Source organism: Chromobacterium sp. IRSSSOUMB001 (assembly GCF_023507765.1).
Classification (GTDB): domain Bacteria; phylum Pseudomonadota; class Gammaproteobacteria; order Burkholderiales; family Chromobacteriaceae; genus Chromobacterium; species Chromobacterium haemolyticum.
The window spans coordinates 138,285-159,033 of the sequence record NZ_JALCYU010000011.1 but is presented as its reverse complement, the minus strand read 5'-3'; the positions used below and the strand labels follow the sequence as shown (position 1 = coordinate 159,033).

The 20,749-nt window shown below is 65.0% G+C and carries 17 protein-coding genes; 10 read left to right on the top strand and 7 right to left on the bottom strand.

Annotation, left to right across the window (positions count from 1 at the left end):
* The first annotated feature begins 89 nt into the window (after positions 1-89).
* The 5 genes from MOV80_RS15895 (at position 90) to blaCRH (ending at position 10,414) form a co-directional block, all read left to right on the top strand.
* Positions 90-1,340, top strand: a complete 1,251-nt coding sequence (locus MOV80_RS15895) for an MdtA/MuxA family multidrug efflux RND transporter periplasmic adaptor subunit (RefSeq protein WP_249605298.1) — start codon at positions 90-92, stop codon at positions 1,338-1,340.
* Between the two features lie 15 nt (positions 1,341-1,355).
* Entirely contained in the window at positions 1,356-4,457 is a 3,102-nt protein-coding gene (locus tag MOV80_RS15890) for an MdtB/MuxB family multidrug efflux RND transporter permease subunit (protein ID WP_249605297.1), read from the top strand.
* Positions 4,454-7,552 carry a multidrug efflux RND transporter permease subunit gene (locus MOV80_RS15885; RefSeq protein ID WP_019099880.1) on the top strand — a complete coding sequence of 1,033 codons (3,099 nt, stop codon included), beginning with the start codon at positions 4,454-4,456 and terminating at the stop codon, positions 7,550-7,552. The genes MOV80_RS15890 and MOV80_RS15885 overlap by 4 nt, the downstream gene beginning before the upstream one ends.
* Before the next feature lie 5 nt (positions 7,553-7,557).
* The gene (locus MOV80_RS15880) at positions 7,558-9,108 is read left to right on the top strand and encodes an efflux transporter outer membrane subunit (protein WP_249605296.1); all 1,551 of its coding nucleotides are present in this window, start codon (positions 7,558-7,560) and stop codon (positions 9,106-9,108) included.
* A gap of 433 nt (positions 9,109-9,541) precedes the next feature.
* Entirely contained in the window at positions 9,542-10,414 is an 873-nt protein-coding gene (blaCRH, locus tag MOV80_RS15875; RefSeq protein WP_249605295.1) for a CRH family carbapenem-hydrolyzing class A beta-lactamase, read from the top strand.
* Between the two features lie 32 nt (positions 10,415-10,446).
* Here the strand turns inward: blaCRH and MOV80_RS15870 are convergent, their stop codons facing one another.
* The gene (locus tag MOV80_RS15870) at positions 10,447-11,307 is read right to left on the bottom strand and encodes a formyltransferase family protein (protein WP_043592264.1); all 861 of its coding nucleotides are present in this window, start codon (positions 11,305-11,307) and stop codon (positions 10,447-10,449) included.
* A 312-nt stretch (positions 11,308-11,619) separates the two neighbouring features.
* Here MOV80_RS15870 and MOV80_RS15865 point away from each other — a divergent pair, with 312 nt between their 5' ends.
* The 5 genes from MOV80_RS15865 (at position 11,620) to MOV80_RS15845 (ending at position 15,026) form a co-directional block, all read left to right on the top strand.
* Positions 11,620-12,261 (top strand): hypothetical protein, encoded by a 642-nt coding sequence (locus tag MOV80_RS15865; RefSeq protein WP_081574044.1) that lies wholly within the window; start codon positions 11,620-11,622, stop codon positions 12,259-12,261.
* A 65-nt stretch (positions 12,262-12,326) separates the two neighbouring features.
* On the top strand, positions 12,327-12,761 hold the full coding sequence (locus MOV80_RS15860; protein ID WP_161523601.1) for a hypothetical protein: 435 nt from the start codon (positions 12,327-12,329) through the stop codon (positions 12,759-12,761).
* Between the two features lie 145 nt (positions 12,762-12,906).
* Positions 12,907-13,737, top strand: a complete 831-nt coding sequence (gene dapF / locus MOV80_RS15855; RefSeq protein ID WP_249605294.1) for a diaminopimelate epimerase — start codon at positions 12,907-12,909, stop codon at positions 13,735-13,737.
* Positions 13,738-13,806: 69 nt separating this feature from the next.
* Positions 13,807-14,460, top strand: coding sequence for a DUF484 family protein (locus MOV80_RS15850; protein ID WP_019102582.1), 654 nt, complete (start codon positions 13,807-13,809; stop codon positions 14,458-14,460).
* The gene (locus tag MOV80_RS15845; protein WP_043592257.1) at positions 14,457-15,026 is read left to right on the top strand and encodes a hypothetical protein; all 570 of its coding nucleotides are present in this window, start codon (positions 14,457-14,459) and stop codon (positions 15,024-15,026) included. Before MOV80_RS15850 ends, MOV80_RS15845 begins: the two co-directional genes overlap by 4 nt.
* Before the next feature lie 90 nt (positions 15,027-15,116).
* Here MOV80_RS15845 and MOV80_RS15840 read toward each other — a convergent pair whose 3' ends face one another.
* The 6 genes from MOV80_RS15840 to MOV80_RS15815 all read right to left on the bottom strand — a co-directional run bounded on the left by MOV80_RS15840 (position 15,117) and on the right by MOV80_RS15815 (position 20,706).
* Positions 15,117-15,686 carry a YceI family protein gene (locus MOV80_RS15840; protein WP_043592255.1) on the bottom strand — a complete coding sequence of 190 codons (570 nt, stop codon included), beginning with the start codon at positions 15,684-15,686 and terminating at the stop codon, positions 15,117-15,119.
* Positions 15,687-15,730: 44 nt separating this feature from the next.
* The gene (locus MOV80_RS15835) at positions 15,731-16,288 is read right to left on the bottom strand and encodes a YceI family protein (protein ID WP_249605293.1); all 558 of its coding nucleotides are present in this window, start codon (positions 16,286-16,288) and stop codon (positions 15,731-15,733) included.
* Entirely contained in the window at positions 16,285-16,848 is a 564-nt protein-coding gene (locus MOV80_RS15830; RefSeq protein WP_019102586.1) for a cytochrome b, read from the bottom strand. The genes MOV80_RS15835 and MOV80_RS15830 overlap by 4 nt, the downstream gene beginning before the upstream one ends.
* Before the next feature lie 260 nt (positions 16,849-17,108).
* Positions 17,109-18,074 (bottom strand): ABC transporter permease, encoded by a 966-nt coding sequence (locus MOV80_RS15825; protein WP_019102587.1) that lies wholly within the window; start codon positions 18,072-18,074, stop codon positions 17,109-17,111.
* On the bottom strand, positions 18,074-19,180 hold the full coding sequence (locus MOV80_RS15820; protein ID WP_162897032.1) for an ABC transporter permease: 1,107 nt from the start codon (positions 19,178-19,180) through the stop codon (positions 18,074-18,076). Before MOV80_RS15820 ends, MOV80_RS15825 begins: the two co-directional genes overlap by 1 nt.
* Entirely contained in the window at positions 19,177-20,706 is a 1,530-nt protein-coding gene (locus MOV80_RS15815) for an ABC transporter ATP-binding protein (protein WP_019102589.1), read from the bottom strand. The genes MOV80_RS15820 and MOV80_RS15815 overlap by 4 nt, the downstream gene beginning before the upstream one ends.
* Positions 20,707-20,749: the final 43 nt, after the last annotated feature.

Here is a 20,749-nt window from a genome sequence, read left to right as displayed (position 1 = left end):
CCCCTCACCGCCCATCCATGCCGGCGGTCGCCTTTGAACGATCCGGAGCGGCCCTCGCCGCTCCAACGCCGCACTCCTGGAGCCCCGCCGTGATCCAATCCGCCGCGCCTCGCCGCCCGTTTTACCGCTCTCCGCTGTGCTGGGGCCTTATCGTCGCGCTCGCGTTGGGCGGCTGGTGGTGGCGGCAACACACGGCCGCGGACCCCGCGGGCCAACGCCGCGCCGCGCCGCCGGCGGCCGTGGGCGTGGCCGCCGCGCAGCGGCAGAACGTCCCCTTGCAGATCAGCGCGCTGGGCACCGTCAATTCCACTTACACCGTCACCGTGCGCAGCCGCGTGGACGGCCAGCTGGACAAATTGCATTTCGAAGAAGGCCAGCCGGTCAAACAAGGCCAGTTGCTGGCGGAATTGGACCCGAGGCCATTCCAGGCCGCGCTGGCCCAGGCCGAAGGCCAGTTGCTGCGCGACCAGGCGCTGCTGCAAAACGCCCAGTTGGATCTGAACCGCTACCGTCAACTGCTGGAACAGAACTCCATCGCCAAACAGCAAGTGGACACCCAGGCGGCGCTGGTGCGCCAGTACCAGGGCACGGTCAAGCTGGACCAGGGCGCGGTGGACAACGCCCGGCTGCAGCTCAGCTACAGCCGCGTCGCCGCGCCGGTGTCCGGCCGCGCCGGCCTGCGCCAGGTGGACCCGGGCAACATCGTCCACGCCAGCGACGCCAACGGCTTGGTGGTGATTACCCAAACTCAGCCCATCAATGTGCTGTTCTCCGTGCCGGAAGTCAGCCTGGGGCCGGTATTGCGGGCCAGCCGCGCCCAAGCCGGCCTCGCGGTGGAAGCCTGGGACCGCGACAACCGCAACAAGCTGGCCGACGGCAAATTGCTGGCCATAGACAACCAGCTCAACACCAGCACCGGCACCGTCAACCTCAAGGCCCGCTTCGCCAACGCCGACGAGGCCCTGTTCCCCAATCAATTCGTCAATGTGCGCCTGAGCCTGGGCGAACAGGAAAACGCCGTCACCGTGCCCGCCGCCGCAGTGCAGCTGGGCAAGGCGGGCAGCTACGTTTATACCGTCAACGCGGATAGCAGCGTGAGCCTGAACCAGGTGAGCGCCGGCGCGCGCGTCGGCGACATCGTCGTCATCGAACAAGGCCTGAAGCCCGGCCAGCGCGTGGTGGTGGACGGCCTGGACAAACTGCGCGACGGCGCCAAGGTCACGGTGGTGGACCGCGCCGCGCAAAACCTCCAGGCCGCCCAGGCCGCTGGCAAAAACGGACGCCACAAACGCGACGGCAGCGGCGCGGCCGGCAAACGCCGCGCCTCGGCGGCGCAATAAGCGCGGAGAAACGGCATGAATCCCTCGCGCCTGTTCATTTTGCGGCCGGTGGCCACCACCTTGCTGATGGTGGCCATTCTGCTTACCGGCCTCGCCGCCTGGCGCATGTTGGCGGTGTCCGCGCTGCCGGAAGTGGACTACCCCACCATCCAGGTGGTCACCCAATACCCGGGCGCCAGCCCGGAGGTGATCACCTCCTCCATCACCGCGCCCTTGGAGCGCCAGTTCGGCCAGATGCCCGGCCTGTCTCAGATGTCGTCCACCAGCTCCGGCGGCGCCTCGGTGATTACCCTGCAATTCAGCCTGGAATTGAGCCTGGACGTGGCCGAGCAGGAAGTGCAGGCGGCCATCAACGCCGCCGGCAACCTGCTGCCATCCGACCTGCCCAATCCGCCGGTGTACAGCAAGGTCAACCCGGCTGACACCCCGATCATGACCATTGCCGTCACCTCGCCCACGCTGCAACTGACCAAGCTGGAAGACCTGGTCGACACCCGGCTGGCGCAGAAGCTGTCGCAAGTGCCCGGCGTGGGCCTGGTCAGCATCAGCGGCGGCCAGCGCCCGGCGGTGCGCATCCAGACCAATCCGCGCCAGCTGGCCTCGCTGGGCCTGACGCTGGAAGACGTGCGCACGGCCATCGCCAGCGCCAACGTCAACCAGGCCAAGGGCAGCTTCGACGGCCCGCACCAGGCCTCCACCATAGACGGCAACGATCAGCTCAAATCCGCCGATGAATACCGCGGCGTCGTCATCGCCTACCGCAACGGCGCGCCCATCCGCCTGTCCGACGTGGCCCAAGTGGTGGATTCGGCGGAAAACATCCGCCTGGCCGCCTGGGCCGGCGCCACCCCCGCCATCATTCTCAATGTGCAACGCCAGCCCGGCGCCAACGTCATCCAGGTGGCTGACCGCATCAAGCGCCTGCTGCCGCAGCTAAGCGACTCCCTGCCCGGCGCGGTGGACGTCAAGGTGCTGAGCGACCGAACCGTGACCATACGCGCCTCGGTGGCGGACGTGGAGTTCGAACTGATGCTGGCCATCGCCCTGGTGGTGATGGTGATCTTCCTGTTTTTGCGCAATGTGCCGGCCACTGTCATCCCCGCGGTGGCGGTGCCGCTGTCCCTGGTGGGCACCTTCGGCGTGATGTACCTGGCCGGTTTCTCCATCAACAACCTCACCTTGATGGCGCTGACCATCGCCACCGGCTTCGTCGTGGACGACGCCATCGTGATGATAGAAAACATCGCGCGTTACATCGAAGACGGCGAAACGCCGATGGCCGCGGCGCTAAAGGGCTCCAAGCAGATAGGCTTCACCATCATCTCGCTGACCATCTCGCTGATCGCCGTGCTGATTCCGCTCCTGTTCATGGGCGACGTGGTGGGCCGGCTGTTCCGCGAATTCGCCGTCACCCTGGCGGTGTCCATCCTGATCTCGGCTTTCATCTCGCTGACGCTGACGCCGATGATGTGCGCGCGCCTGCTCAAACACGTGCCGGAAGACAAGCAAGGCCGCTTCTACCACGCCAGCGGCCGCTTCTTCGACCGGGTGATCGCCCGCTACGGCCGCATGCTGACCTGGGTGCTGGAGCGGCAGACGCTCACCCTGCTGGTGGCGCTGTCCACCGTGGCGCTGACCGCCGCGCTCTATCTGGCCATGCCCAAAGGCTTCTTTCCGCTGCAAGACACCGGCGCCATCCAGGGCGTCAGCGAGGCCTCGCAGTCCATCTCCTTCAGCGCCATGGCGCGCAAGCAGGAAGCGCTGGCGCAGCAGCTGCTCAAAGACCCGGCGGTGGACAGCCTGTCCTCCTTCATCGGCGTGGACGGCAATAACGCCGCGCTCAACAACGGCCGGCTGCTGATCAACCTCAAACCCAAGGAACAGCGCGACGATATCCGCACCGTGCTGAGCAGGCTGCAGCACCAGGCCGACACGGTGCCGGGCATGGCGCTCTATCTGCAGCCGGTGCAGGATCTGACCATAGATTCCCGCGTCAGCCGCACCCAGTACCAGTTCACGCTGCAAGCCACCAGCGCCGAGGACCTGTCCGCCTGGACGCCCAAACTGGTGGAAAAGCTGCGCCGGCTGCCGCAGCTGGCCGACGTGGCCAGCGACTTGCAAGACAAGGGCCTGCAAGCCTTCGTCAACATCAACCGCGACACCGCCGCGCGGCTGGGCGTCAGCACCGCCGCCATCGACAACGCGCTCTACGACGCCTTCGGCCAGCGGCTGATCTCCACCATTTTCACCCAGACCAACCAATACCGCGTGGTGCTGGAAGTGGACCCTCAGCACCAGCAAGACCCGCTGTCCCTGAAAAGCCTGTACGTGCCCACCGCCAACGGCGGCCCGGTGCCGCTGGACGCGGTGGCCAGCATAGAGGAGCGCCCCGCCGCGCTCGCCATCAACCACCTGGGGCAATTCCCCACCGCCACCGTATCCTTCAACCTGGCCCCCGGGGCCTCGCTGGGCGCGGCGGTGGACGCCATCCGCCAGGCCGAGGCCGAGCTGGGCCTGCCGGCCAGCATAGACACCAAGTTCCAGGACGCGGCACTGGCCTTCCAGGCCTCGCTGTCCAACACTCTGTGGCTGATCCTGGCCGCCATCGTCACCATGTACATCGTGCTGGGCGTGCTGTACGAAAGCTATATTCATCCCATCACGATTCTCTCCACCCTGCCCTCGGCCGGCATCGGCGCGTTGCTGGCTCTGCTCTTGTCCGGCAACGATCTGTCGGTGATCGCCATCATCGGCATCATTCTGTTGATCGGCATCGTCAAGAAAAACGCCATCATGATGATAGATTTCGCGCTGGAAGCCGAACGCGAACACGGCATGAGCCCGCGCGACGCCATCTACCAGGCCTGCCTGCTGCGCTTCCGCCCCATCCTGATGACCACCATGGCCGCGCTGCTGGGCGCGTTGCCGCTGATGCTGGGCGGCGGCATGGGCTCAGAGCTGCGCCAGCCGCTGGGCGTGGCCATGGTGGGCGGCCTGCTGCTCAGCCAAGTGCTCACCCTGTTCACCACCCCGGTGATCTACCTGGCCTTTGACAGGCTGGCGCGCCGCCTCCGCCGCAAGGTCAAGCCGGCACTGAGCGCCGAGGGCGAGGCATGATCCCCTCCGCCCCCTTCATCCGCCGCCCGGTGGCCACCACCCTGCTGACCCTGGCCATCCTGCTGGCCGGCTTGCTGGCTTTCAAGCTGCTGCCGGTGTCGCCGCTGCCGCAAGTGGATTTCCCCACCATCTCCGTCAGCGCGCGCCTGCCCGGCGCCAGCCCGGAAACCATGGCCGCCACCGTGGCCACTCCACTGGAACGAGCGCTGGGCCGCATCGCCGGCGTCACGGAAATGACCTCGTCCAGCTCGCTGGGGTCCACCCGCGTCACCTTGCAGTTTGAGCTGGACCGCGACATCGACGGCGCCGCGCGCGACGTGCAGGCCGCCATCAACGCCGCGCGCTCCCTGCTGCCCACCGGCATGCCGTCCAACCCCACCTACCGCAAGGTCAACCCCGCCGACGCGCCCATCATGATCATCGCGCTGACCTCGGACAGCCTGAGCCGCGGCCAAATGTACGACGCAGCCGACACCATCCTCGGCCAGAAGCTGGCCCAGGTGGAGGGCATAGGCGACGTCAACGTGGGCGGCGGCGCGCAGCCGGCGGTACGGGTGGAACTGAACCCGCGCCAGCTCAATCATTACGGCATCGGCATGGAAACCGTGCGCGCCGCCATCGCCGGCACCAACGCCAACCGGCCCAAGGGCTTTCTGGAAAACGACGAACGACACTGGCAGGTGCAGGCCAACGACCAAGCCACCAAGGCCAGCGACTACCTGCCGTTGATCGTCAGCTACAAAGACGGCGCCGCGGTGCGCATCGCCGACGTGGCCGAGGTCAAGGATTCCGTAGTGGACCTGCGCAACGCCGGCCTCCTGGGCCAGCAGCCGGCGGTGATGCTGATGCTGTTCCGCCAGCCCGGCGCCAACATCATCGAAACCATAGACCGGGTCAAGACGCTGCTGCCGCAGCTGCAAGCCTCCATCCCCGCCGCCATCAAGATGCAAGTGGTGATGGACCGCAGTCCCACCATCCGCGCCTCGCTGCGGGAAGTGGAGCGTTCGCTGCTGATCTCGGTGGCCCTGGTGATCCTGGTGGTCTTCCTGTTCCTGCGCAACGGCCGCGCCACCGCCATTCCCGCCATCACCGTGCCGGTATCGCTAGTGGGCGCCTTCGCCGTGATGTATCTGGCCGGTTTCTCTCTCAACAATCTCAGCCTGATGGCGCTGACCATCGCCACCGGCTTCGTCGTCGACGACACCATCGTGGTGCTGGAAAACATCGCCCGCCACATCGAAGACGGCATGAAACCGATGCAGGCCGCCTTGCGCGGCGCGCGCGAAGTCGGCTTCACCGTGCTGTCCATGAGCGTCTCGCTGATCGCCGTCTTCCTCCCCATCCTGCTGATGGGCGGCGTCATCGGCCGGCTGTTCCGCGAATTCGCCGTCACCCTGTCCGTGGCCATCCTGGTATCCCTGCTGGTCTCGCTGACCACCACGCCCATGCTCTGCGCGCGCTGGCTCAAACCGCGCGAAGAACGGCCGCCCGGTCGGCTGTTTCAATGGAGCGAGCGCGTCTTCGACGCCATGCTGGACGGCTACCGCCGCAGCCTGGATTGGGCCTTGCGCCACGGCCCGCTGATGATGCTGATCCTGGCCGCCACCATAGGCCTCAACGTCTACCTCTACCTGGCGGTGCCCAAGGGCTTCTTCCCGCAACAGGACACCGGGCGGCTCAACGGCATGATACGCGCGGACCAGAACATCTCCTTCCAGGCCATGCAGCAAAAGCTGCAGCGCTTCATCACCGTGGTGAGCCGTGACCCGGCGGTGGACACCGTGCTCGGCTTCACCGGCGGCGGCCAGCGCAACAGCGCCAATATGTTCGTCAGCCTCAAGCCGCTGAGCCAACGCAAGGAAAGCTCGGACCAAGTCATCGCCCGCCTGCGCAAAACCCTGGCGCGCGAACCCGGCGCCCAGCTCTTCCTGCAGGCGGTGCAGGACATCCGCATCGGCGGCCGCGCCAGCAACGCTCAGTACCAATACACCCTGCAAGGCGACGATCTGACCCAATTGCGCGAATGGACGCCCAAAGTCCAGCAAGCGCTGATGAAGCTGCCCATGTTGGCCGACGTCAACACCGACCAGGAAGTCAAAGGCCTGCAAACCACACTGGTCTTCGACCGCGACGCCATGGCGCGGCTGGGCCTGACCCAAGCCCAGGTTGACGCCGCGCTCAACGACGCCTTCGGCCAGCGCCAGGTCTCCACCATCTACAACGCGCTCAACCAATACCGCGTGGTGATGGAAGTGGCTCCGCAATACTGGCAAGGGCCGGACGGGTTGGACAGCATCTTCCTGCAAACGCCGGGAGGCCAGCCCACCCCGCTGTCCGCCGTCGCCCGCTGGGCGCCCGGCAACACCGCGCTGTCGGTCAACCACCAAAGCCAGTTCGCCGCCGCCACCGTCTCCTTCAACTTGCCGCCGGGCGCCGCGCTGTCCGACGCCACCGACGCCATCAACCAGGCGCTGGCCGGCGTCGGCCTGCCCAGCAGCATTCACGGCAGCTTCCAGGGCAGCGCCAAAACCTTCCAGGCCTCGCTGGACAGCCAGCCGCTGCTGATTCTGGCCGCGCTGATCGCCGTCTACATCGTGCTGGGCATGCTGTACGAAAGCGTGGTGCACCCGGTCACCATACTCTCCACCCTGCCCTCGGCCGGCGTCGGCGCCTTGCTCGCCATCATCGCCACCGGCGGCGAATTCAATGTCATCGCGCTGATAGGCGTGCTGCTGCTGATCGGCATCGTCAAAAAGAACGCCATCATGATGATAGACTTCGCGCTCAGCGCCGAGCGCGAAGAGGGACAAACGCCGGAACAGGCGATACGCCAGGCCTGCCTGCTGCGCTTCCGCCCCATCATGATGACCACGCTGGCCGCGCTGTTCGGCGCGCTCCCGCTTGCCCTGGGCCGCGGCGACGGCGCCGAGCTGCGCACCCCGCTGGGCATCTCCATCGTCGGCGGCCTGCTGCTCAGCCAGCTGCTGACCCTGTACACCACCCCCGTCGTTTACCTGTATCTGGACCGCTTCCGGCTGTGGTGCCGCCGCTGGCGGCCCGCGCGCGCCGCGCTGAACCGTGGAGCCGAGGAATGAAACCCATGAAAACACTAAGCCTTACGCTGGCCTGCGCGCTGCTGTTGGCCGGCTGCGCGCTGGGCCCGGACTACGCCAAACCCAAGCTGGACGTGCCGGCGGTCTATAAAGAAGGGGGCTCCGAAGAACCGTCGCGAGCCGATCGAGAGCAAGGCGCCCCCGTTAGACATTGGGGCGCAGCGACCGAGATAGTACAAACAGTACAGCGAGGGAGCGAGCACGGAGCAACGCAGCTATCGGACGGCGCAGCAGGTTTTTCGCGGCCCCCGGAGGATGGCCGCTGGAAAAGCGCCCAACCGCAAGATGCCCTTCCTCGCGGCGACTGGTGGCGCATCTACCAAGACCCGCGGCTGGACCAACTGATGGACACCCTGAACCGGCAAAGCCCCGGCATCGCCCAGGCCGAAGCCCAATACCGCCAGGCCCAGGCGCTCCTGAAACAGGCCGAAGCCGGGCTATTCCCCAGCCTGGGCCTCAACGCCGGCCAAAGCCGCGGCGTCAGTTCCCCCGGCCAAGCCACTTCCACCAGCTACAATCTGAGCGCCAACGCCAGCTGGGAACTAGACCTGTGGGGCGGCCTGCGCCGTTCGGTAGAAGCCGGTTCCGCCAAAGCCCAAGCCAGCGCCGCGCAACTGGCGGCGATACGCCTCAGCACCCAGGCGCAGCTGGCCACCGCCTATCTGCAAATCAGCGTAGCCGACCTGCAACTGCGGCAACTACAGGCCAATGAACAAGCGCTGGCGGAAACGCTGAAGTTGACCCGCAATCAATATCAGGCCGGCATTGTTTCCGACGCCAACGTGGCCCAGGCCGAAAGCCAATGGCAAAGCGCCCAGGCGCAGCGGGCGGACAAGCAACTGACCCGCGCCCAGCTGGAACATGCCATCGCCGCCGCGCTGGGGCAAGCGCCGGCCAGCTTCAGCCTGCCGGCGGCCGGCGCCGAACCGCGCTTGCCCAGCATCCCCGCCGGCCTGCCCTCGCAGTTGCTGGAGCGCCGCCCGGACATCGCCGCCGCGGAACGCGCGGTGGCGCAGGCCAACGCCCAAATCGGCGTGGCCCAGGCCGCCTTCTTCCCCACCCTCACCCTGTCCGCCAGCGGCGGCTACCGCGGCGCCAGCTTCGCGGACTGGGTCAGCCTGCCCAACCGCGTCTGGTCGCTGGGCCCGGCGCTGGCGCTCAGCCTGTTCGACGCCGGCCTGCGCAGCGCCCAGAAAGAACAAGCCATCGCCGCCTACGACGCCAGCGTGGCCGGCTACCGCCTGGCCGTGCTGTCCGCCTTCCAGAGCGTGGAAGACAATCTGGCCGCGCAAAGGCTGCTGGGCGAGGAAGCCGCCTCGCAACAGGCCGCGCTGGATGCCGCCCGGCGCGCGGAAACCATCGCGCTGAACCAGTACCGCGCCGGCACCGTCAGCTATCTCAATGTGCTGAGCGCGCAAAGCGGCCGCATCAACGCGGAAACCACGCTGTGGAACGTGAAGAACCGGCAATACGCCGGCAGCGTGGCGCTGATCGCCGCGCTAGGCGGCGGCTGGCAGGAGACGACGCCGGCCCAGTAGCACGCAGCCACACGCAGGGCGGGAGGAGCCGTAGGCAATACCCCCCAGCGGTTTCTGGGCTTCGCCTGCTCCAGCAGCGCGCCGTTTCACCGTGGGTCGCGAGATTGCAAGATCAGCCCGCGCCCTCCCTCTCACACGGCATGGTTCAAGGCCGTGGCCGCCTCCTCGCAAAGATTGTCCAGCACACCGGGCTAGTCCTCCATCGCCCAACGCGCAAGCGGCTCAAGCCGGCAATGAACTCGCCGCCTCCAAAACCTGTTTACGATCCGTTACGCGTCGCCGATACAGCGTTGAAAACGGGTTCTAACTCCCCCGCCTCAACCCCCGGCCCGCCTCATAAAGTTACACAAGTTACAGTTTGCGCGATTTACAGCCCAAGCCTTCGCCATCAGGATAGCGCCATACTTTCTAACCAGGCAGAAGGACCAAAACCATGTTCAAGCATCTGATTTTATTCGCATCGCTGGCCGCGCCGCTAACCCAGGCCGTCGCAGCCGATCCGCTCGCCGTCGCCGCCGACAAGCTGGCCAAACTGGAACGCGACTTTGGCGGCAGCATCGGCGTCTACGCCATCGACACCGGCTCCGGCGCCACCGTGGCCAACCGTCCCAACGAACGCTTTCCCATGTGCAGCTCTTTCAAAGGCTTTCTGGCGGCGGGAGTGCTGGCGCAAAGCCAAGACAAACCCAGCCTGCTGGACAAACGCATCCGCTACAGCAAGACGGCTCTGCCTAATTGGTCCCCGATTACCACCAAACACCAAGCAAGCGGCATGACCGTGGCCGAACTCAACGCCGCCTCCGTGCAATACAGCGACAACGGCGCGGCCAACCTGCTGCTCAAGGAAATCAACGGCCCCGCCGCGCTGACCGCCTTCATGCGCTCCATCGGCGACGCCAGCTTCCGCCTGGATCGTCGGGAGCCGGAACTGAACTCCGCCATCCCCGGCGACCCGCGCGACACCTCCACCCCCAAAGCGGTGGCGGAAAGCGCGCAAAAACTGGCGCTGGGCAAGGCGCTGCCGGAACCGCAACGCCAACAGCTGGCGGACTGGCTGAAGGGCAACACCACCGGCAACGCCAGAATCCGCGCCGCGGTGCCGGCCGGCTGGGAAGTGGGAGACAAAACCGGCACTTGCGGCGTCTACGGCACCGCCAACGACTTCGCGGTGATCTGGCCGCCCAAGCGCGCGCCCATCGTGCTGGCGGTCTACACCAAGCACGCCAAGAAAGAAGCCAAGCACAGCGACGAAGTGATCGCCGCCGCGGCGCGGGCGGCGCTGGAAGCCTTTAACGTGAAGAAATAAGATGGGAACAGGCGCGGCCGCAGGGCCGCGCCTCACCCGCGCAAACGGCCGCTAACGCCGCCGGGCGGGTTCAAGCTCCATTCGCTGATCAGCACCATGCCGTCGGCGGCGGCCACCAAGAGGCTCAGCGCATTGGACAAAATCAAGGCCCCCGGCGGGTAGGCGTGGCTCTCGCGCCAGGCTTGCGCGCGGTGCACGTGCACGGTGACGCCGTTGACCGTGGCCATGCATTCGAAATCGCCAAAGGCCCGGACGCGGCGCATGATGTCTTCCACCGACAGATTGAAATCCAGCATCCTCTCTTCGTCCCTCCACAGCGGCCAGTAGCTGCTGCCCTCTCCTTGCGGCTGCGCCTGCTCCCACAAAGAAGCGAAGTCGCCGGCCACCCGCCCGGCCAGCCGGTACAGCGCCAGTTGCAGTTTCGCGTCCAGCGATTCATGGGTTTCGTCCGGCCTCAGCGCGAACTGCTCCTGCGCCAGCACATCGCCCGCGTCCATTTCCCGAGTCAATTGGTGGCAGCTGCAGCCCCATTGCCGATGACCGTCCAAAATCGCCCTCACCATGGGGTAAGGCCCGCGGCCGATGGGCAGCGGCGACGGATGGAAGTTGACCGCGTAATTCAGATAAGGCTCCCAGTCCGGCACCCGCCAGTTGTAACTGGCCACCAGCAAGGCTTCGCAGTCCTGCTCGGCCAGCTCCAGCAAATCGCGTTCGCGCATCCGCGACAATTGCACCGGCACGCCCAAGCGCTCCGCCGCCTCCAATGACTCTTTGTGGTGATGCATGCGATGGTCCACCGGGGTGCAGAACAGCTTCAACGGCTGCCAGCCGGCATGCAGGAAGACGTCCAGCACCGGCTTGAAGCGATCGGACAAGGTAATGGCAAAACGCATGGCGGTATCCCGGCGATTTAGAGGGCTGATTTGTTTATATCAAGACCATCCATACCCAGCAGGACACCTAATGGAAATTAACAGAATCTCGCCTGCCCACTGGCACGCCGCTTGCATCTACCCGCTAGCCAAACCCTTGTTTTGACGCGATAACAGGCTAAACCCGCCGCCTTGCGGCAATCCTGTCCGCCACAGCGGCATGGATTGCCGGCCGTGCCGGCAAACATCGAAACCGGGGCGACGAATGGGAGTCGAGCTGCTCCGTGAAGCTCACGACCGACACTCCACCATAGACTTTGCGGGAGATTATCCATGTCAGTCAGCAACACAAGCGGCATCGACGCCAGCGGCAACGCCTGGCAACAACGGCGGGCCGTTCACCAGCAGCGCCACCAAGATTTCCTGGCCATGATCAACGATGTGCGGCAAGGCAATCTCAGCGGCGCGCAGCAGGCGCTCGCCAGCCTGCAGTCCAACTTGCCCAACGCGAGCGCAGCCAGCGGCACCGGCGCGAAGAGCGGCAGCGCCCAGGATTTCGCCAGCCTGATCAATTCCATGCAGACCGACGGCAGCGTCGCCAGCGCCGGCAGCAGTTCAAGCACTAGCTCCGCCAGCGCCGGCAACGATATGACCCTGCTGTTCAACCAGATGCTGAGCCAGTTGCAGATGAGCAGCCTCGGCGGCGCCAGCGACGGCGATACCGACGACGCGCTGAGCGCGCTGACCGGCGCCTCGGCGGCCACTTTGCCCAGCGCGCTGTTCAGCAATCTGGGGCAGGACCTGAGCAGCAGCAACCTCAGCCAGGCGCGACAGGGTTACCAGCAATTGCAGCAGGACTTGCAGGCCAACTCGCAACAGAGCCAGCCCGCTCATCATCGCCACCATCATCATCATGGCGGCGGCCAGGTTCAGGCTGCGCTGAATGCCTACCAGGCTAATAGCAGCGCTTGCTGAGCCCGCCATCGTCCCAGGCCCGGCCCTGCGCCGGGCCTGTTTCATTGACTCTTGCGCACACTGATATGAAAGTTCACTCCACTTCCTTCCAGCCGTCCATCCCCGCTCAAGCGACGACCGCGTCAGCAGATGCCGCCTTCGCCCCCTCCGCGACCGCGCCGGCCACTCCTGAGCCGGCTCAACAGCCGGCGCAGGCTGACCGCCCCCGCCTGGACATGGCCACGCTGGTACGGCTGCTGCTGATGCAAATGCAGCTCAAGCTCAGCCAGCCCGGCGACGCCGCCGAAGACACCCTCAAGCTGGCCACCGGACAAGATGCGCTAGCGTCCTCGTCCGGCTCGCTGATCGACGATATCAGCCAGACCGCCGCCGCCGACGCGCAAGCCGCCGCCGTCCAGACCGGCGACGAGGCCATGCCGCAAACCGCCGCGTCCAGCGCGGCCCTGCAGGCCTACGCCGGTACCGAAGCCGCGCCCGGCAAGCCGCTGGCCAGCGCCTGAGCGCGCGCCTGTACCTCTATCTACGCCACTGTGCTAACCTGCCTTATTGGCGGCGGAGCCCCGTCCGCGCTTTGGCGCGCACGGCTCCCCGCCCGACCGCCGGCCCGGCAACGGGCCGATTGTTCACGCAGAATCTGGCGCGCCAATGAAATTGCACTTCACCAAAATGCACGGCCTCGGCAACGACTTCATGGTTGTCGACGGCGTGAGTCAAACCGTCCCCTTGAACGCGGAACGTATCCGTCAGTTGGGCGATCGCCACTTCGGCATCGGCTTCGATCAGTTATTGCTGGTGGAGCCTCCGCACTCTCCGGACAACGATTTTCGCTACCGCATCTTCAATAACGACGGCGGCGAGGTGGAGCAATGCGGCAACGGCGCGCGCTGCTTCGCCAAGTTCGTGTCCGACCTCGGCCTGACCGCCAAATCACGAATCCGGGTGGAAACCGCCAAGGGCGTGATCGCGCCGGAATACCTGGGAGACGGTCAGGCGCGGGTGGACATGGGCCGGCCGCGATTCGCTCCGGACGAGATTCCGTTCCAGGCCGAGCGCGAGGCGGTGTGCCATGATTTGCAAGTCGAGGATGCGACCTTGTCGGTCAGCGTGGTGTCGATGGGGAACCCCCACGCGGTGCAAGTAGTCGCAGATGTAGCCTTGGCTCCCGTGACACGCCTCGGCGCGGCCATCGAAAACCATCCCCGCTTTCCGGAACGGGTCAACGCCGGCTTCATGCAGGTGGTGGCACGCGATGAAATCCGCCTGCGCGTGTTCGAACGCGGCGCCGGCGAAACGCTGGCCTGCGGCACCGGCGCCTGCGCGGCGGTGGTGGCCGGCATCCGCCGCGGGCTGCTGGACCGGCGTGTGCGGGTGCACACCCGCGGCGGTGAACTGACGGTGGAATGGCCGGCCGACGCCGCCGCGGTGACCATGACCGGCCCCGCCGTCACCGTATTCCAGGGCGAAATCGAGATTTAACGGCCCGCCGTCGGCGCAAGACGGCAGCGGGCGCGCAACAACAACACAGCCGTAAGGGGGTTATGAATTATGCAGACAGATGATGTGCTGGCGTTTTTGGACCAACACCCGGACTTTCTCGCTCATCACGCCGAAAGGCTTGGCCTGAAGCCGAGCGGCGCGCCGCAGGACCGCGTGGTGGTTTCGTTGGCGGAACGCCAAATGCTGGACTTGAAGGACCGCAACCGGCAGTTGGAGTCCCGCTTGCAGCAATTGATCCGCCACAGCGAAGCCAACGACCGCATCATCGCCAGCGCTCATCAACTGGGGCTGACGCTGCAGGCCTGCCTGAGTCTGCAAGACGTGCTGAACGCGCTGCCCGCCTGCTTCGCCGAGCATTTCAAGCTGAAGCGCGTAGCCTTGCGGCTGTGGCATCCGGCGGCGGAATCCGCCGGCCCAGCCTACGACGCCCGCAGCGAGGTGGCCGCGTTGGCGCGCAATCTCTCCGCGCCCTATTGCGGCCCCTACGTCAACGACGATGTGCTGGCCTGGTTCCCCGCCGCACCCGTGCTGCAGTCCTTCGCCCAACTGGCGCTGCGCGATGGCAAGGGCCAGGCCTTTGGCCTGCTGGCCCTGGCGTCGGACGATCCGCAACGCTTCACCTTCGACATGCACACCCACTACCTGGCCCAGATAGGCGAGCAAGTGTCCGCCGCGCTGACTCGCGTGCTGGAGGCTCAATGACGGCGACGCCCACTGGTTGGTTCCTGCTCGCCTTGGTCGCGCTGTTCTATCTGCACATTCTGTGGCGGCTGATCGCCAGCCGCGACGGCATCGCTCAGCTGTGCTTCGCGTCGTCTTTCTTCATCCTGGCGCTGATCTTCCGCGCGGACCCTTTCCTCACCGCGCTGTCGCCGGTGCTGCTCCCCTTCTGTTACGCCTACGCCTGGCTGGGCATCGCGGCCGTGCTATGGTCCGCCAGCAGCCTGAAAGTCAGCCGGCTTGGCCTGGCCTTCCCCGAACGCCAGCCGCAGCTGGCGGCGCTGATGGCCAGCCAGCTCAGCCTGCATCTTGGCATCGTCGCGTTTTCGCGGCTGCTGGATTGGCGGCCGCTGCTGTCCTACCTGATGGCCCCGCCGCTGATCATGGTCGTCAGCTACGCCGGTTACCGCGCGCTGTTGTTCGTGATGCGCCGTCAGCCGGAAGCGCGCCTGCCCTGGACGGTGTTCGGCGGCATGACCGTGATCAGCCCCTTGTTGGTGATGTGGCTGTCCGACTGGCTGGCCCCCATCGTCCTGGGCCTGACCTGAACGGTGCCGCCGGCATGAAAAAACCCGAGTCCTTCGACTCGGGTTTTTTTTTGACGCCGGACACGGGTTCCGGCGCTTTATCGAATCCGCTTACTTCTTGCCGGCTTCGATGGCAATGGTCAATTGCAGATCGTCGCCCACCGCCGGCGCGTAAGCGCCAACGCCGAACTCGCTGCGCTTGATGGTGGCGGTAGCGTCAGCGCCGCACCACGGCTTCTTGGCCATCGGATGGGAATCCACGCACTTGAAGTTGGTCACGGTCAGCGTCACCGGCTTGGTCACGCCGTGCAGGCTCAGTTGGCCGTCCACCGCCGCCAGCTTGTCGCCGTTGAAGGTGAACTTGTCGGATTTGAACGTGATGGTGGGGTACTTTTCAACGTCCAGGAAATCCGGGCTGGCGATGTGCTTGTCGCGCGCCGCCCAGCCGCTGTCGTGGCTGGCGGTCTTGATCACGATGTCCACCGAGCCGGTTTTCTTGGCCTGGTCCAGCACCACGGTGCCCTTGGTGTCGTTGAAGCGGCCGCTCAGCGTAGAAAAGCCCAGGTGGCTCAGCGAGTAGCCGGCATGGGTGTGCGAGCTGTCCACTTCGTAAGTGACCGGGGCGGCTTGCGCGCTGCCCAGCACACCCAACGTCATCACGGCGGCAAACAGAGTTTTCATTTTGGTCGTCACGTCGGTTTTCTCCAGGGTAAGGAAAGGCAAGATCACTTGCCGGTCAGAACGAATTTGTATTTGACGGTCACCAGGTCGGCGATCGCTTCGGTGTCGTCCCAAGCGCCGTCGCCCACTTTGAATTGCAGACGGTTCAGCGGGAAGCTGCCTTGCAGCGTGGTCTCATTCCCTGCGCTGGCGGCGGTGAAGGTGGACACCACCTCGCGGCCAATGCCCTTCAGGTTCAAGGTGCCTCGGGTTTCGAACTTGCCGCCGCCCAAGGCCTTGACTGATTTTGCGGTGAAAGTCGCCTTGGGCAGGCTGGCGATATTGAAGAAGGACGCGCCGCGCACAGTGGTATTGCCGTCGGCGCTGCCCACGTCCACGCTGCCCAGATCCACGGTGAACACCGCCTTGGTGGCTTCCGGCTTGGCCGCGTCAAAGCTGACGTTGGCGGCGAAACTCTTGAAGCGGCCTTCGGTCGGCACGTTCATTTGCTTGAAGGTAAAGCCCAACGTGCTCTTGGCCGCGTTCAGGGTTTGCGCGGCCTGAGCCGGCGCCATGGCCAGCGCCACGGCGGCGCTCAGGGTGAGAGAAGTCAGAAATTTCATGCTTGAGGATCTCCTTTGCGACAGGACGGCAGCATCCGCGCCAGCGTGGCGTCGCGATCGATAAAGTGATGTTTCAAGGCCGCCAGCGCGTGCAGGCCGACGATGGCGACGATGGCGTACGCCATCAGCGCGTGGCTCCAGCCCAGCACATGGCCCAGCGCCTCGTTCTTTTCCACCAGGTCCGGCAATTGCACCAGGTTGAACCACACAACCGGGTAGCCTTTGGCGGAGCTCATCAGCCAGCCCACCAGCGGCATCGCCAGCATCAAGGCGTACAACAACAAATGAATCAGCCCGGCGGCTTTAAGCTGCCAGGCCGGCTGCCCCGGCAAAGGCGCCGGCGCGCCGCGGCGGGCGCGCCAGATCAGGCGCAGCACGGCCAGCGCCAGCACGCTGATGCCCACCCATTTGTGCCAGGCGATCAAAGAGGCTTTCAGTTTGAAGCTGGCCGGCGATGTGATCTGCATGCTGTTGAAGTACCAGCCCATGATCAGGGCGGCAATGATCAACAGCGCAATCAGCCAGTGCAAAGCAATCTGTGTGGGACTGTAGCGTTGCATCGAATTCCTTATTACAAATGAGCGGCAAATTAAAACCTGTCATGCCTGTTAATCATAAAAGCGCGGCCATTGCCGTCATAGCGAAATTATTAGCGCAAAAGATTCAAATTTTCTGAACAACCGCCAGGCAACGCAATGGCAGTTGATATTGGGAATCACTATGAATAACAAACGACGGCAAGGTTCCCGTATGCGATATAAAACAAAAAACCGCCAGGGGCAAAGCCCGCCGGCGGTTTCTAGCCTGTCTCAAACGCCGGTTAACGGCTCTTGACGAAAGGTATGCCTATCGCTTTGGGCGCCACCGCCCGGCCAACGAAGCCCGCCAGCAGCAACACAGTCAACACATAGGGGATGACCGCGATCGCTTGCGACGGGATCTGGCCGATGCCTGGCAGCGCCACGCCTTCCAGGCGGATCTGGATGGCGTCGGCAAAAGCGAACACCAGGCAGCCCAGCACCGCCGGCAGCGGTTTCCACTTGCCGAAGATCAGCGCGGCCAGCGCCAGGAAGCCCTTGCCCGCGGTCATTTCCTTGATGAAGCTGCCGGTCTGGTACACGGACAGGTAGGTGCCGGCGATGCCGCACAGCACGCCGCCCCAGAACAAGGCGGTGTAGCGCACCTTGGCCACGGAGATGCCGGCGGTGTCCGCCGCGTGCGGGTTTTCCCCCACCGCGCGCAGACGCAGACCAAAGCGGCTCTTGTACAGCACCCAGGTCACCAGCGGCACAATCAAGAACAAGGTCAGATACACCAGGATGCTATGGCCGGACAGCAGCTTGCTGTACAGCTGGCCCAGCAGCGGCACGTCGCGCAGCTCATGGGCGAACGGCAGCGCGATCTCGTGGAAACGCCCCTCGTCCGGCAGCTGCGGGGTATTGCCGCCCTGCTGGAACCAGGCCAGGCCCAACACCGGGGTGATGCCGGAGGCGACGGTGTTGAGCGCCATGCCGGAAATCAGCTGGTTGCCGTTGTAGGTGACGGATACGAAGGCGTGGATCATCGCCATCGCCACCGAGGCGGCAATGCCGCAGGCCATGCCTATCCACGGGTTCTGGGTGGCAAAAGCCGCCGCCGCGGCGGCGAAAGCCGCCACCAGCATCTTGCCTTCCAGGCTGATATCCACCACGCCGGAGCGCTCGGAGAACATGCCGGCCATCGCGGCCAGGATCAACGGTGTGGCCACGCGCAGCGTGGAATCGAGCAGACTGAAGAAGATTTCCATTATTTGTCGTCCTTGCGCTTGAACAGGCCGGCGATGAACGGCTCGAACAGGTTTTCCAGCGCGCCGCAGAACAGGATGATCAGGCCCTGAATGAAGATGATCATCTCGCGGGTGATCATCGGCTTCTCGAAGGACAGATCGGAGCCGCCCTGGGTCAAGGCGCCAAACAACAGCGCGGACAAGATAATGCCCACTGGGTGGTTTCGGCCCATCAGCGCCACGGCGATGCCGACGAAACCGACGCCGTTGGTGAACATCACATTCATCCGGTGGGCGGAGCCCATCAGCTCGTTGACCGCGGCCAGACCGGACAGCGCGCCGGACACGCACATGGCGATGATGATGACGCGGCTGACGCTCATGCCGGCGTAGCGGGCGGCCGGTTCGCTGGTGCCCACGGTGCGCAGTTCGAAGCCCCAGCGGCTATGCCACACCACCAGGTAGAACAGCGCGGCGGCCAGCAAGGACATCACGAAAGTCAGGTTCAGCGGCGAGGTGGGAATCTCCACGCCAAAGCGCGCCACCAGCTCATGGATGGCGGGAATCCAGGCCGCCTGGCCGAATTCGCGCGTGGTCGGGTTCTGGGAACCGGCTTCGATCAAATGATGGCTGATCAGGTACAACATCAAGGAGTAAGCAATGAAGTTGAACATGATGGTGGTCACCACGATGTGGCTGCCCCGCTTGGCCTGCAGCCAGCCCGGCACAAATGCCCAGGCCGCGCCGAAGCCCATCGCCGCCAGAATGGCCAGCGGCACCAGCACCGCCGGCGGCAGGCTGTGGTCGAAGCCCAGCACCACCAGAGTGACGCCCAGGCCGGCCAGGTAGGTCTGGCCCTCGCCGCCGATGTTGAACAGACCGGCGTGGAAGGCGGTGGCCACCGCCAGGCCGGTGAAGATGAAGCCGGTGGTGTAGAACAGGGTGTAGCCTATGCCCTCGCCGTAGCCGAAAGCGCCGTTGATCAGCAGCTTCAGGCATTCCCAAGGGTCTTCGCCTATCAACCAGGTGACCAGGCCCGTTACCAGCAAGGCCGCCAATAGATTAAGCGCCGGCAGCACCGTTAGCTGCGCCCAGCGCGGCAAGGTGGAAGGTTGTCCGAATTTCAATGCTTGTGCCCCCCCATCAGCAGGCCCAGCGAAATGGTGTCGGCGTCCTTGGCCGCCACTTCGCCGGTGATCTGTCCGCCGGCCATGACCAGGATGCGGTCGGCCAGCGCCAGGATTTCTTCTAGTTCAACCGAGACCAGCAAAATGGCCTTGCCCTCGTCGCGCAGTTCCACCAGCCGCTTGTGAATGAATTCAATCGCGCCGATGTCCACGCCGCGCGTCGGCTGGCCGATCAGCAGCAGGTCGGGGTTGGCGTGGATTTCACGCGCCAGCACCACTTTCTGCTGGTTGCCGCCGGAAAGCAGGCCCACGCGCAGCAGCGGGTTGCCCGGACGAATATCGAATTGCTGGATGAAGTCCCGAGTGCGCGCCAACAGCCGCTTGCGCGAATACCACGGGCCGCGGCCCAGGCCGGTTTCGCCGTGATAGCCGAGGATGGCGTTTTCATAGCTGGAGAAAGCCTTGACCAGGCCTTCGCGCGAGCGGTCTTCCGGTACGTGGGCAATGCCCAGCCTGCGGTAAAGCGCGGCGCGCGGCTGAGCCCCGCAACGGCGGCGCAGCAAATCCTCGCCCTTGTAGGCCATCTCGCCGGCGCTAGGCTCTTGCATGCCGGCCAGCACTTCCAATAGCTCGGATTGGCCGTTGCCGGACACGCCGGCAATGCCCACGATCTCTCCGGCCCGCACTTCAAAATTCAGTTGATCCAGCAGCTTGACCCCGCGCGCGTCGGTCAGGCACAGATTCTTGACGCTGAGCACCGCCGCGCCCGGCTCGCGCTCGGCCTTGTCCACTTTCAGGCTGACCTTGCGGCCCACCATCAGGTCCGCCAGCTTTTCCTTGTCCACGTCGCAGGTGGCGACGTTGGCCACCACGGTGCCGGCGCGCATCACGCTGACGCCGTCGGTGATGTCCATCACCTCCCGCAGCTTGTGGGTGATCAGGATCACGGTCTTGCCCTGCGCCTTCAGCGAACGCAGGATGTGGAACAGATGGTCCGCCTCCTGCGGCGTCAGCACCGCGGTGGGCTCGTCCAGGATCAGCACGTCGGCGCCGCGGTACAAAGCCTTGAGGATTTCCACCCTTTGCTGCAGGCCCACGCCCAGATCGCCCACCAGCGCGTCCGGATCCACCTCCAGCGAGTAATTGCGGTTGAGCTCTTTCAGATGCTCGCGGGCCTCGTCCAGCCCTTTTTTCAGCACCAGGCCGCCTTCGGCGCCCAGTACGATGTTCTCCAGCACGGTAAAGGTGTCCACCAGCATGAAATGCTGATGCACCATGCCGATTCCCAGCTCAATGGCTTCCTGGCTGTTGCGGATCGGCGCTTCCTTGCCGTTCACCCGGATGGCGCCGCTGTCGGCCTGGTAATAGCCGTACAGAATGCTCATCAACGTGGATTTACCGGCCCCGTTTTCGCCGATGACGCCATGGACAGTGCCCTTGGCGATTTTCATCGAGACGTCGCGGTTGGCTTTGACGGCACCAAAACTCTTGTTGATGCCCGCCAGCTCAATGGCAAACTCGGTCATGCTTATTCATATTCCCTGGTTAGGGTCAGTCTGATTCCGCTCC